The sequence below is a fragment of the Acetobacter estunensis genome, assembly GCF_019083805.1.
Classification (GTDB): domain Bacteria; phylum Pseudomonadota; class Alphaproteobacteria; order Acetobacterales; family Acetobacteraceae; genus Acetobacter; species Acetobacter estunensis_A.
Genome location: NZ_JAHRDV010000016.1, coordinates 1 through 13,247, shown reverse-complemented (window position 1 = coordinate 13,247; position 13,247 = coordinate 1). Strand labels below are relative to the sequence as shown.

Here is a 13,247-nt window from a genome sequence, read left to right as displayed (position 1 = left end):
CGGGAAAGGGCAATCAGCCGTCCTCCAGGTGAAGCAGCAACGAAACAGCGAGACACAGGCCAGCCCCGGTAGGCGCCCAGGCGGCCAGAATGGGCGGCAGCGCACCCGAATTACCAAATTGTTCCGCAACTTTCGAGACCGTGAACAGCAGAAAACCTGCCGCCACACCAGATCCGATCATCTGTGTGACACCGCCGCGACGGGTTGGGCGCATGGAAAAGCCCGCCGCCACCAATGTCATCGTCCCGGCGAGGATGGGGAGCGCCAGAAGAGATTCGAAATGGATGCGATGGCGAATCGATGAAAAGCCGGACCGCTCAAGCATGCGGATGAATTTCGGCAACGCCCAGACCGAAAGCGTGTCGGGAGAGGCGAAGCTTTCTTGCACGCGATCGAGTGTCAGATCCGTGGGCAAAAAGAAGGTCGAGGGAGCTTCGGGCAGTTCATAGGGCCTGAGAACGCGTGCGCCATCCAGCCGCCAGCGTCCCGGTTCCAGCACGCCGGACGGAGCTTCGATGCGCAGGATCATATGCCCGTCATGATCCACTCGAAAGACACTGATGTCGTGAATCGCCAAAATCCCACTGTTCAGATGAGCATCGCGTGAATGCAGAATCGCCACACCGCGCGGATCGATCTCCGTATCGAGCTGCCGCAGCCACAATGACGTCCCCGACATGGTCAGCGGGCCGCCATCGGATTTGAGATACTGCCCGTCGAGCGCTTCCGCCTGCGCATACATCGAAGAAGAAAGCGGCGAGATGACGGCCGTCGTCAGCGCTCCGAGAAACATGGCGCAGGCCAGAGGGGCTGCCAGAAACTGCCATGCCGAGATGCCGGCTGCGCGCGCGACGATCAACTCGGAGGTGCGCGTGAGGCGCCAGAAACACACGATGCCGCCCAGCAGCACACCAAATGGCATGATTTCCATGAAAAAGAACGGGACATGAAGCCCCGCGATCTCTGTGACCAGACTGGTGGGGACGTCCGGCTTGGTCGCGACCCGGCGCAGAAGGTCGATGAAATCGAACAGGCAGACGATCCCCGTCAGCGAGGCCGTCATAGCCATCACGGAGAAAATGAACTGTCGTGCGAGATAGAGAGAGAGCGTGACGGGAATGGTGGAGAGGGACATGTCAGTTACGGCGCCACAGTTCGATGGCGCGGTTTTCGCGCGCCGCCCGGATTTCAGGCCAGAACAGCAGCACAGCGCAGATCAGGCCGGGCAGGATGGATTCCACCACGATAAGAGGGATGAGCGCCATGTTGCGCCCGGCGAGATTCTGGAGAAGCAGGTTCAGCGCCAGCAGACCCACGATTGTCAGCACGGCCGACAGGGGACGCAGAATGTTGCCGTGCCGCGAGAAGGCGCCGCGCAGGATCGCCACGAGTGCGACCATGGCAAAGGAAAACGCCGTGAATGGCGTGGTGAGGCGACGCCATCCTTCCACGGCCAGTTTGCCGCGATCACGGGCGCTGACCTGTGTCGGATCTGGTGAGAAAAGCTGTTTGAGCGACATCTCGGCAGCATCGAGGGAACGCTCGTGCTCGCTCTTGCCGGAGGTGAGATCGACCGTGTTGCGGGTAAACTGGAGCAGGGTCAGCCGACCGGTGCTGTGATCGATTTCCTGCCGTGAGCCATCATAAAGCACGACCCGCGGCTGATCGTTGACGATCAGCATGGTGCCGCGTTCGGCAAAAATGGTAGCCCGGTTGCGCGGGTCGCGGTCGTCCTCGATCATGATGCCACGGAGCGCGCCACTGTGTTCGCGCTGGCGGATATAGACCGTCAGCACATCCGAGACTTTCGTGAAGACGCCTTCCTGCAACAGGAAAGCCGCCATCTTGTTGCGTATCTGGAACTCGTATTGCCGGAAGTCATGATACGACGTGGGCACGATCCACAGATTGAGCAGGAACGTGAGGAGCATGGAAGCCGTGGCGCACAGCATCCCCGGTCGGGCCAGTGCGAAAGGGGAAAGACCCGCCGCCCGCATGACCGTTAGTTCTCTGTCTCCCGCCATCCGCTGAGAGATGAACAGTGTCACGATGAATGTCGTGATCGGCAGAATGACCGCCACAAAGGACGGGACCATGAGGCTCGTCAGTTCCAGAAAGACGCGCAACGACAGACCGCGTCCCACCACCAATGAGACAAAACGCAGGGATTGGGTGAGCCAGATAAGGGCCGCAAGGCCGCCTGTCGTCGCGATGAGGGCAAAGACAAGCTGGCGCAACATATAACGATCGAGCGTCGTAAGTCTCAGCACGGAAGGCTGATCCTGACACGACAGGGGGAACGATCTTTTTCGGCCGCTTGCTGCGGTGACCCGGCAGGCTCGGTGCGACGCCGTTCTGGAGTGGGCGCAGGCACTTCACGGTTGTAGGGGCGAGAGAAGATCATGCCTTCTCTCTACTCCTTGCTCCCTAGGAACGGCAAACGTTCTTGTAACGTCCTGAAACGCTGAGTGACCACGGAATAGTCTCGTCTGCAGGTGACAGTGAAACAGAAGAAAATCCGTGATGTCGTGCCGTCACCAATGCACGTATTTTTGTTGGATCATGTAAGCATTTTGTGGATTGCAGAAATCATCACACCGTAGGAAATGCCGCCAGACATTGACGTGTGCCGTTATGCGCCCAACCCGAGCGGACGAAATGATGAATGAACGAAAGGAAATTGACGCGCGGGTCGTGATCGTGATGGCCCTGCTGTGCGCAGTATGGGGCTTTCAGCAGGTCGCGATGAAAGCGGTGGCGCTGGACATGGCTCCTGTTCTTCAGGCGGCCGTCCGCTCGGGTGGTGCCGCCGTAGTGGTGGGTATGCTGGTGGTGGTGCGGCGGGAGGGGCATGCGCTGTATGAAATCCCGCGCGTTCCAGCGCTGGCGGTAGGTCTGTGTTTTGCGCTGGAGTTTCTCTTGGTGGGTGAAGGGCTGCGGTTTACCAGCGCCGCTCATATGTCGATCTTTCTTTATACAGCGCCCGTTTTTATCGCTCTCGGACTGCATCTGCGCCTGCCTGAAGAGCGATTGGGTTCGCGGCAGTGGATTGGTATTGGGCTGGCGTTTCTGGGCATTGTGGTCTCCTTCGTCGGTCGTGGCACCGGGATGCCGTCAGGCAGTGGAAACCAAGAGTGGATTGGCGATCTCTGTGGAATTGGCGCAGGCGTGTCCTGGGCGCTGACGACTTTGATCATCCGGTTCTCGCCACGACTGGCAAGTGCTCCCGCAACCGTCATGCTTCTGTGTCAGCTTGCGGGAGCATTTGTGCTGCTGTTGATCGCGGCAGGACTGACAGGTCAGATGAAGGTAACGGTAACGCCGTTGCTGGTAAGCAGTTTGGTGTTTCAGACCTTTATCGTTTCGATTCTCACGCTCCTTGTGTGGTTCTCTTTACTACGGGTCTATCTTGCATCCCGGCTGGGAGCGCTATCGTTCATGACGCCCCTGTTTGGGGTGATGGCGAGTGTCGTGGTTTTGCATGAAGTGCTCGATCGATCCTTTCTCGAAGGCGGCGCGCTCGTCATGGTGGGGATCGTGCTCGTAAACGGTCGCATGCGTCGAAAAGGCCAGTCTGTAGCCGCGTCTCCGAAGGCTGTACCCTTTCCGGAGAACGCATCCTGTCCGCTGGAGCCGCCTGTTTAGAGAAAGGGTCGATGCAAGTTTTTCGATATGGGGACTGACATCTTTCAATAAAAGCAAACGAAAACGAATGCCTGCTTCCCGCATCGGGATTTTTCGCTCAACGCTCTGCCGGGTAAGTCTTTTTTGCGTGATCGGCAGTCGATCACAAATATGAGTTGATAAAGATCAAGGAAGTTCCGTTCTCTCTGATGCCGAATGAAGCCGTGGCTTTCACCGAAAGGGATTTCGGGAAACACCTGAGAAAATCAGGAACTCTGTTCTTTTCTCGATGAAAGAGAACGGAGTTCATCAGAGGAAAGATGACATGACCAGCAACACCAATCCCAATGGCCGCTCACAGTTCGTTCGTGTTCCGGGTGGGGTCGTGCGCGTGGCGGATCCTTTCACTGTGCTGGAACGCCAGATGGTTCGGCTGTTCGATGATTTCAAAGATCCGGCGCAGGCCAAAGGTATGCGTATTGGCGCTACGGATGTGACGGAAGACGCCAAAGGCTACACAATCAGTATCGAAGTGCCCGGCTGCGAGGAAAAAGATATCAAGCTTTCCACATCGGGCGGAACGCTTGCCATCAGTGGCGAGAAGAAGAAGCCGGAAGTGCCGGAAGGCACGAAACAGCATGTTGCGGGACGTGCGTTTGCGTCTTTTGAAGATGCTTTCGCCATTCCGGAGGATGCTGATGCGGACAAGATTACGGCGGCTCTCAAGAATGGCGTGTTGACCATCACGCTGCCCAGAAAGGCAGAGATCAAGCCTGCGGAACGTACGATCGCTATCCAGTCGTAAGCTCGTTTCCGCCCATCCCGATGATGGGCAAAATGGAAAACAGGCTGGAAAACCGGAGTGCAATGACACTCCGGTTTTCGGTCATTTGTTCGTATCGGGCTGGATGAATTCCGGCAGGAAAGGATTGTCTTTCTGCATAGAGTTCTTCGACGGCAGGGAGGAGGCATCCCATCCGCCGCCAAGGGCTTGCACGAGATTGACCGAGGCGAGCACACGGTTTTGCTGGATGGACAGCACCGTTTCCGCGTTGGAAAGCGCCGTCACTTCGGATGTGATGACGGTCGTGTAGATTTCGGTGCCTGCCAGATACTGGTTCATCGCCACTGTGACCGCCTTGTTGGCGGCATCGAGTGCGATCTGTTGCTGCGCGGCCTGGTCGGCAAGAATGCGCAGATTTGAGAGATTGTCTTCCGTAGTTTGAAGAGCGCTCAGCACCGTCTGGCGATAGGCGGCTGTGTAGGAATCATAATTCGCGTTCGCTTCCCGCACGGCGGCTGTTCGCGCGCCGCCCTCGAAAATGGTCTCGGTCGCGGCGGCACCCAATGACCAAATGCGGTTGGCGACCTGCACGAGTGCTCCGACCGGATCGCCGCTATAACTGTAGGACGCGGTGAGTTGGACATCGGGATAGAATGCCGCGATTTCAGCGCCGATCGTCGCGTTGTATTCTTCCATCCGCCGCTCTGCCGCAGCGATGTCGGGACGGCGCTGAAGCAGCGCGGCCGGTACGGTCACGGGGATGGGTGGAATGGTGCGTGTGAGGCTGCCCGGTGCGATGGTCAGAGACGCGGGAGCCTCCCCCATCAACACGGCGATGGCATGTTCATACTGCGCCCGTGTCTCGCCTGTCTGGATTTCCTGCGCGCGGGTCTGCTCAAGCTGCGTCTTGGCCTGAAGCACGTCCGTGGGAGAAGCGACGCCTGCGTCATACTGGTTTTTGGTGATCTGATAGGAGCGTTCATAGAACAGTACGTTGCGGTGCAGCAGTTCCTTCAGGCTGTCCTGATAACGCAGATTGAAATACGCGGTCGCCAGCTCGCCCTGATAGGACAGGGTGGCATTGGCAAGGTCGGCAGCACTTGCCTGAGCCTCGGTGACCTGCGCCTGAATCTGGCGACGGATCTTGCCCCACAGATCGAGATCCCAGCTTGCTGTCGGCCCCATCCCATAGGTGGTCTCTGTCGAGTTGGAAGGTGTGTAGGATGTGGTGGTGGAATCGGTCCCGTAGTTCACTAGTACGCCTGAGGATGCATTGCGCGAGCCGCGTCCGGTGCTATTGCGGTTGAAGCTGAGAGAGCCGCTCAGGGTTGGGAAAAGTTGCGCACGGATGGCGTTGATCGTCGCGCGGGCGTTGTGATAGCGCGCCTCGTATTGCGCCACGTTCTGGTTGTTGATGGCGACCTTTTCCTCGAAACTGTTGAGAAGCGGATCGTTATAGATCTCCCACCATTTCCCTTTGGGCAGTTCCGCCAAGGCGGGTTTGGCATAGTCCCAGCCCGGAGCCGGCCGCAGTTCCTTGAACTGGGGCGAGATGATCGCGCTGGGCCGCTTGTAATCGGGGCCGACCATGCAGCCAGCCAGCACGAGCGGGGCCAGCAGCAGAGCGGCGCGGCGTGGGAAGCGAGGAGGCAGCATGTTCATTCCGCGTCAGACGTCCTGGGGTGTGGCGTGGAGAGTGGGGCGATGGAACCTGCGACGCAACCGCAGGGCAAGCCGGTCGAGGGTGAGATAGATCACCGGCGTCGTGTAGAGCGTCAGCGCCTGACTGACCAGCAGCCCGCCCACGATCGCGATGCCCAGCGGCCGGCGCATCTCGGAGCCGTAGCCGTTACCGAAAACGAGAGGCAATGCACCGAGAGCCGCCGCCAGTGAGGTCATGATGATGGGGCGGAAACGCAGAAGGCAGGCTGTGCGGATGGCTTCAAGCGGTGTGTGGCCTTCCTCACGCTCGGCGTGGATGGCGAAATCCACAAGCATGATGGCGTTCTTCTTCACGATGCCGATCAGCAGGATCACGCCGATCATTGCGATCAGTGAGAAATCTTCCCCGAACAGTTGCAGCGCCAGCAGCGCGCCCACTCCCGCTGAGGGAAGGGTGGAGAGGATGGTGAGGGGATGGACGTAGCTTTCGTAGAGGATGCCCAGCACGACATAGACCGCGACCAGTGCTGCGAGGATCAGCAGCGGCTCATCGTTGACCGATTTTTGAAACTGCGCGGCATTGCCCGCAAAGCTGCCATGGATGCCCGCAGGCATGTGCAGACCCACGGTTTCCTCGTTGATGATGGCGACGGCTCGGCTGAGCGCTACGCCTTTGGCAAGGTTGAAGGAAATGGTGCTCGCCACCGATTGGCCGTCATGATTGATCGACAGCGCCGTGCGGGCATGGGTGATGTCGGTGATGAAAGTCAGCGGCACCATGGTGGAACGACCAGTGGAGACCGCAGAGCCGGTGGATGTCGAAGTGCCGCCCGCCAATTGGTTGGCGATCTGGTTGCGGAAGTTCTGGGAACTAACGGTCGCTGTGGCGCTACTGGCTGAACTTGCTTCCGAGGAACTGGAGGTGACGACACGAATGGTGTTCGATGCCGTGCCGCCATTGGCTGTGCCGCCGGAAGCACTGACCCACATTTGCCGTATGGTGATGGGATCGCGCCAGAAGGAGGGCTCGGCCACCATGACCACATGATACTGGTTGAGTGTGTTGTAGATCACGGAGGCCGAGCGTTGTCCGAAAGCATCGTAGAGCGCATTGGAGATAAGCTGAGGCGTGATGTTCAGCCGCGCGGAGGTGTCGCGATCAATCTTCGTGACAATGGACTCGCCGCCTTGCTGTACATCGGTCGAAAGATCGAGGATTTCGGCATGTTTGCGTAAGGCCGCCACCAGTTTCGGCGTCCATGCATACAGATCGGGCGCGGAATCACCTTGCAGCGTATATTGATAGGACGCGTTGCCCTGTCGTGCGCCAGCTCGCACACTGCCCGGTTCCATGAGAAAGAATTGCGCCCCCACTAGAGTGCGCAGCCGGTGGGCGATCCGCAGCATCAGGGAGGCCGCCGGTCCCCGCTCGCTCTTGTCGGTCAACTGGAGGAACAGGCTAGCCTGATTGGAGGAGCCACGCCCACCGACGAAACCGGCCACGCTGCTCACCTCCTTGTCCTTGAGAATGGCGCTTTCGACCTGATCGATCTTTTGCGTCATCGCGCCGAAGGAAATGGACTGATCGCCCATCAGGTGTCCCATGAGCATTCCGGTGTCTTCGGTCGGGAAGAAGCCTTTGGGCATGGCCATGAACAGCGCCACCGAGAGCCCGATGGTCGCGGGAATGGTGAGAAGCACGAGCAGGTTATGACGTAGGGCTATTTCCAGTGAGCGGGCATAGGCGTTCTCGGTTCGCGTGATGATGCGCGCGCAGAAGGCTCCGATGGCAGTGAAGAAACGCTTCAGCCATCCGCCCGATGTTGCAGATGCGGACGGTGCCATACCCGGACGCAGAATGCGCGAAGCGAGCATGGGGGTGAGCGAAAGCGAGAGCAGCATGGAGATGACGATGGTGACGGAAACCGTCATCGCCAGTTCGTGGAAAAGGCGACCGGCCAGTCCTCCAAGCAGCAGGATGGGCAGGAACACCGCAATCAACGAGACTGAAATCGAGATGACGGTGAAGGCCACTTCTTCCGCGCCTTTCAATGCGGCTTCACGCGGCGGAATTCCGGCCTCGATGTGACGGGCAATGTTCTCAAGCACCACGATGGCGTCATCGACGACAAAGCCGGTTGAGACCGTCAACGCCATGAGCGACATGTTGTCGAGAGAAAAGCCCAGCAGCCGCATGACGCCGAAGGTGCCGATGATGGATGTCGGCACGACAATGGCGGGAATGAGCGTCATGCGCACGGAGCGCAGAAAGACGAACGTCACAAGCACCACCAGCACAACGCCGATAATGAGCGTGGCCTGCGTGTCCTCCAGCGAGGCGCGAATGGTCAGGGAGCGATCGAGCGCCACATGCAGCGCTACATCCGCAGGCAGCGCTTCCTTGAGATGCGGCAACTGGCTGCGGATGTCGTCGATCGTGTGGATGACGTTCGCGCCGGCCTGCGGGAAAATGACAGCGATGACGGCGCGCTGCTGGTTGAAGAACCCGGCATTGCGAACGTCTTCCACGCCATCGCTCACTTTCGCTACGTCGGACAGGCGCACCGGACGGTTGTTGCGGTACGCCACGATGAGGTCACGATAGGCTTGAGCCGATCGCGCCTGATCGTTGGTGTCGAGCGTGAAGCGCAAGCCGTTCTGGTCGATCACGCCTTTGGGCGTATGGGCATTGGCCGAGGCCAGCGCGGCGCGAACGTCCTCGAAGCCGATGCCATACTGGAACAGCATCAGCGGATTCATCTCCACCCGTACGGCGGGCAGGGCGCTGCCCGAGATCTGCACCATGCCCACGCCGTTCACCTGCGAGAGATGCTGCTGGAGCACATTGCTTGCGAGGTCGTACAGCACGGCGGGCGTGCGGGTGGGAGAGGTGAGGGCGAGAATGAGAACGGGCGCCCCGTTGGGGTTGGCCTTGTTGTAACTCGGGTTCTGGCGCAGCGATGAGGGAAGGTCGGCATGCGCGGCCTGAAGGGCGGCCTCCACGTCGCGTGCCGCGCCGTTGATGTCCCGGTCCAGCGCGAACTGGAGCATGATCCGCACTTGGTTCTGGGAGGACTGGGACGTCATCTCCGTCAGGCCCGCGATCTGCCCAAGCCTGCGTTCCAGCGGTGCGGCAACCGAACTTGCCACTTCGTTGGGCGAGCCGCCGGGCTGCTGGGCCTGCACCATGATGACGGGAAAATCGACGTTGGGCAGGTCCGCCACCGGCAGGGAGCGATAGCCCAGCATTCCGAAGATCAACAGGGCTACGGTCAGCAGCGTGGTCGCCACCGGTCGTTCGATAAAGAGGCGGCACGGACTCATGTCCGTAACTTTCGCGTTGCGGTTTTCATCAGCCGCCACATGAGATCAACCCTGATCCGGAGCGGGGCCAGAGGCATGGTGTGTGGCGAAGCGCGCGCGCCATCTGGCGGCCAGCGTGTCGAGCGCGAGATAGATGACCGGTGTGGTGAATAGCGTGAGCAACTGCGAGACGGCCAATCCGCCGATGATGGCAAGCCCCAGCGGGCGGCGCAGTTCCGAGCCTGTTCCGCTGGAGATGACCATCGGCAGCGCGCCGAGCATGGCGGCCAGCGTGGTCATGAGGATCGGACGGAAACGCAGTGTCGCGGCCTGTCGGATGGATTGAAGGGAGGACATGCCGTGCTCGCGCTCCGCTTCGAGCGCGAAGTCGATCATCATGATCGCGTTTTTCTTCACGATGCCGATCAGCAGCACGAGGCCGATGATGCCCATCACGTCCAGACCGGCACCTGCGATCCACAGTGTGATCAGTGCGCCGATACCCGCCGAAGGCAGGGTAGAGAGAATGGTGACGGGATGGACAAAGCTCTCATAGAGAATGCCCAGCACGATATAGACCGCGACCAATGCTGCCGCGACGAGGAAAAGCTCGTTGCTCAGCGAGCCTTGGAACGCGGCGGCCGTTCCCTGAAACGAGGTCTGGAAGGCTGAGGGTAGGCCCAGCTTTTTCTCCACGCGCTGGATGGCGTCAGTCGCCTGTCCCAGCGAGTAGCCGCTTGTCACGTTGAAGGAGATGGTGGTGGCGGGAAACTGGCCAAAATGCGTGATGACCAGCGGGGCCGTTTCGCGGGTGACGGTCGTGACGGCCGCCATGGGCACGAGGCCGGAGGTGGGCGAACGTGTGGGGCCGGATGTGCTCTCGCCCGAATTGCCGGAAATGCCGGGAAGATAGAGCTGGTTGAGTGAGCCGAGAGACGTCTGGAAGGCCGGATCGGCTTCAAGAATCACGCGATACTGGTTGGACTGCGTATAGATCGTTGAGATCTGCCGCTGCCCAAACGAGTCATAGAGCACATTGTCGATGGTCTGCGGCGTGATGGAGTAACGTGCGCCGGTCGAGCGATCGAGTGTCAGACGGGCGACCAGCCCTTCCGCCTGAAGATCGGATGTTACGTCGGCCAGCGCGGGTTCCTTGCGCAGGGCTTCGAGTAATTTCGGTACCCATGTCTTGAAGGCGTTGTAATCCGGATTTTCCAGCAGGAACTGGTATTGCGTGGCGGCGATGCTGGTATCGAGCGAGAGATCCTGTACCGGTTGGGCATAAAGCTGGATGCCCGGAATGTTGGCGGTTTCCTGTGACAGCCGTGTGGCGATTTCCGACGCTGTAACGGAGCGCTCGTCATGGGGTTTGAGGTTGATAAGGAACCGGCCCTGATTGAGCGTCGCGTTCTGACCGTCCACACCTACGAAAGACGACAGCGAGGTGACGTCGGGATCCTTGAGGATCGCGCGGGCAAGCTCCTGCTGGTGCTGCTTCATGGCCTCGAAGGAGGTGGACTGCGCGGCAACCGAGAGGCCCTGAAGCACGCCCGTGTCCTGAACGGGAAAGAAGCCCTTGGGGATCAGCCAGCCGAGCAGTCCTGTCAGCAGCAATGTGGCGGCAAAGATGGTCAGCGTCGTCTTTTCATGGGCCAGCACCACGTCCAGCGCGCGGTCATACCCTGCGATCAGCCGGTTGGTGGCCACTTCCATCCGTGCCGACCAGCGCTGGAAGGCCGTGCGGGCCGTGCTCACATCATGCGGACGTTCGGAGAGCATCCGGTCGCACATCATCGGCACCAGTGTGAGCGACACCACGGCGGAGAGGATGATGGTGATGGCCAGCGTGACGGCGAATTCGTGGAATAGGCGGCCCACAACGTCGCCCATGAACAGCAGCGGGATGAGCACGGCGATCAGCGAGATGGTGAGGGAGATGATGGTGAAGCCGATCTCGCCCGCGCCGCGTATGGCGGCTGCCATACGGTCCTCGCCCGCTTCGATATAGCGAGAGATGTTCTCGATCATGACGATGGCATCATCGACCACGAAGCCTGTGGCGATGGTGAGCGACATCAATGAGAGATTGTCGAGCGAGAAACCCATCAGGTCCATCACGGCAAAGGTGCCGATGATGGAGAGCGGTACCGACAGGCTGGGGATGATCGTGGCCGGGATGTTGCGCAGGAACAGGAAGATCACGGCCACGACGAAAGCGAGCGCCAGAAACAGTTCCAGCTCCACGTCCGCGACAGAGGCGCGGATGGTCGTCGTGCGGTCAGTCAGCGGCACGATGTCGATGCCGGGCGGTAGGGACGTGCGAAGCTGCGGCAGCGTGGCCTTGATGTTGTCCACCACCGAGATGACGTTCGCACCAGGCTGACGCTGCACGCTCAGTACAAGACCGGGCGTGGTGTTGGCCCATGCGGCAAGTTGCGAGTTTTCCGCTCCGATGACCACGGACGCCACATCGCGGATGCGCACCGGCCCGCTGTTCTGATAGGCGATGATCTGGTTCATCAACTGATCGATGCCAGCGATCTGTCCGTCCACGCGCAGGGTGGCGGCTCGTGTGGGGCCGTCGAAGGTGCCAGTGGGAGAGTTGACGTTGACGTTGCCGATGGTGGTGCGCAACGTGTCCAGATCGACGCCGAAGGATGTCAGTTTGGGAATGTTGACGCGAACGCGGATGGCCTTGCGGTTGCCGCCTGAGAGTGTGACCAGTCCCACGCCCGAGATCTGGCTGATCTTCTGTTCCAGTCGCGTATCGACGTAGTCTTCCACTTCCGGCAGCGGAATGGTCTTGGACGTGATGCCAAGAGTGATGACGGGCGTGTCAGCTGGGTTCACCTTGGCGTAGATCGGAGGGGCGGGCAGGTCGGTGGGCAGAAGCGAATTGGCCTGATTGATGGCTGCCTGCACCTCCTGCTCCGCGATATCCATCGACATGGACAGCCCGAAGCGCAGGGTGATGACCGAGGCGCCGCCAGAAGAGCGCGACGTCATCTGGTCGAGGCCCGGCATCTGGCCGAACTGCGTTTCCAGTGGCGCCGTGACGGATGTGGCCATCACGTCTGGCCCCGCGCCGGGGTAGAAGGTCTGCACCGTGATCGTGGGATATTCCACGTCCGGCAGGGCTGAGACCGGCAGGAAATGATAGCCGAGCAGGCCGGCTATCATGATCGCGAACATCAGGAGCGTGGTGGCGACCGGGCGCTCGATAAAGATGCGTGACGGATTCACGGGCGGCTCAGTTCGCGGGCTGGGAAGGCTTTGTGGACGTCTTGTCGTCCGGGATCGTCACCTTGATGCCTGCGCGCAGATGATCGGTGCCGTCCGTGACGACCCGGTCTCCTGCCACCAACCCCGTGCTGATCACGGTCTGAGTGCCATCCGTGATGCCGGGAGTGACATTGCGGACATCGACCGTGCTGTCGGTCTTCACGACATAGACGAACTGTCCGTTGGGGCCGGTCTGAAGCGCGTTGTTGGGAACCATGATGGCATTGTGCAGCGTATCGACCAGCAGCCGAGCATTGACGAACTCATTGGGGAAGAGATGTTCGTCCTGATTTGGGAAAATGGCGCGCAGGCGCACGGTGCCTGTGGCTGTATCGATCTGGCTGTCGAGCACGCTGACGGCACCGGAGGCGATTTTCTGCGTGTTGGAACTGTTCCATGCATCGACTGGCAAAGAGCCGGTGGCGCGCAGGCGATCCGCCACCTGAGCAAGCTGGTCCTGCGGGAGCGTGAAGATGACCGAGATCGGCTGCATCTGCGTGAGGATGGCGAGACCACCTGACTGTCCCGCCGTGACATAGTTACCGCGATCCACGGCGCGGATGCCCACGCGCCCGTCCACAGGGGCCGTGAT

At 60.1% G+C, this 13,247-nt stretch carries 8 protein-coding genes; 2 read left to right on the top strand and 6 right to left on the bottom strand.

Annotation, left to right across the window (positions count from 1 at the left end; translation table 11 throughout):
* Positions 1-13: 13 nt before the first annotated feature.
* Both lptG and lptF read right to left on the bottom strand, forming a co-directional pair.
* Positions 14-1,135 carry an LPS export ABC transporter permease LptG gene (gene lptG / locus KUA11_RS14675; RefSeq protein WP_217411569.1) on the bottom strand — a complete coding sequence of 374 codons (1,122 nt, stop codon included), beginning with the start codon at positions 1,133-1,135 and terminating at the stop codon, positions 14-16.
* A gap of 1 nt (position 1,136) precedes the next feature.
* Positions 1,137-2,240, bottom strand: coding sequence for an LPS export ABC transporter permease LptF (lptF, locus tag KUA11_RS14670; protein ID WP_217411649.1), 1,104 nt, complete (start codon positions 2,238-2,240; stop codon positions 1,137-1,139).
* Positions 2,241-2,658: 418 nt separating this feature from the next.
* Here lptF and KUA11_RS14665 point away from each other — a divergent pair, with 418 nt between their 5' ends.
* On the top strand, positions 2,659-3,645 hold the full coding sequence (locus KUA11_RS14665) for a DMT family transporter (RefSeq protein ID WP_217411567.1): 987 nt from the start codon (positions 2,659-2,661) through the stop codon (positions 3,643-3,645).
* A 304-nt stretch (positions 3,646-3,949) separates the two neighbouring features.
* Positions 3,950-4,429, top strand: coding sequence for an Hsp20/alpha crystallin family protein (locus tag KUA11_RS14660; RefSeq protein ID WP_254454964.1), 480 nt, complete (start codon positions 3,950-3,952; stop codon positions 4,427-4,429).
* Positions 4,430-4,510: 81 nt separating this feature from the next.
* Here the strand turns inward: KUA11_RS14660 and KUA11_RS14655 are convergent, their stop codons facing one another.
* The 4 genes from KUA11_RS14655 to KUA11_RS14640 all read right to left on the bottom strand — a co-directional run.
* On the bottom strand, positions 4,511-6,064 hold the full coding sequence (locus tag KUA11_RS14655; protein ID WP_408744222.1) for an efflux transporter outer membrane subunit: 1,554 nt from the start codon (positions 6,062-6,064) through the stop codon (positions 4,511-4,513).
* A gap of 12 nt (positions 6,065-6,076) precedes the next feature.
* Positions 6,077-9,394 carry an efflux RND transporter permease subunit gene (locus KUA11_RS14650; RefSeq protein ID WP_217411561.1) on the bottom strand — a complete coding sequence of 1,106 codons (3,318 nt, stop codon included), beginning with the start codon at positions 9,392-9,394 and terminating at the stop codon, positions 6,077-6,079.
* A 45-nt stretch (positions 9,395-9,439) separates the two neighbouring features.
* Positions 9,440-12,616 (bottom strand): efflux RND transporter permease subunit, encoded by a 3,177-nt coding sequence (locus KUA11_RS14645; protein ID WP_217411559.1) that lies wholly within the window; start codon positions 12,614-12,616, stop codon positions 9,440-9,442.
* Between the two features lie 7 nt (positions 12,617-12,623).
* Positions 12,624-13,247, bottom strand: a 624-nt coding sequence (locus tag KUA11_RS14640) for an efflux RND transporter periplasmic adaptor subunit (RefSeq protein ID WP_217411557.1), incomplete at its 5' end; no start/stop codon positions are given.

What these genes read in the sequence shown, in the direction of transcription:
- lptG (WP_217411569.1), bottom strand. Translation starts at nt 1,135, where the DNA reads ATGTCCCTCTCCACCATTCCCGTCACGCTCTCTCTCTATCTCGCACGA.
- lptF (WP_217411649.1), bottom strand. Translation starts at nt 2,240, where the DNA reads ATGTTGCGCCAGCTTGTCTTTGCCCTCATCGCGACGACAGGCGGCCTT.
- KUA11_RS14665 (WP_217411567.1), top strand. Translation starts at nt 2,659, where the DNA reads ATGATGAATGAACGAAAGGAAATTGACGCGCGGGTCGTGATCGTGATG.
- KUA11_RS14660 (WP_254454964.1), top strand. Translation starts at nt 3,950, where the DNA reads ATGACCAGCAACACCAATCCCAATGGCCGCTCACAGTTCGTTCGTGTT.
- KUA11_RS14655 (WP_408744222.1), bottom strand. Translation starts at nt 6,064, where the DNA reads ATGCTGCCTCCTCGCTTCCCACGCCGCGCCGCTCTGCTGCTGGCCCCG.
- KUA11_RS14650 (WP_217411561.1), bottom strand. Translation starts at nt 9,394, where the DNA reads ATGAGTCCGTGCCGCCTCTTTATCGAACGACCGGTGGCGACCACGCTG.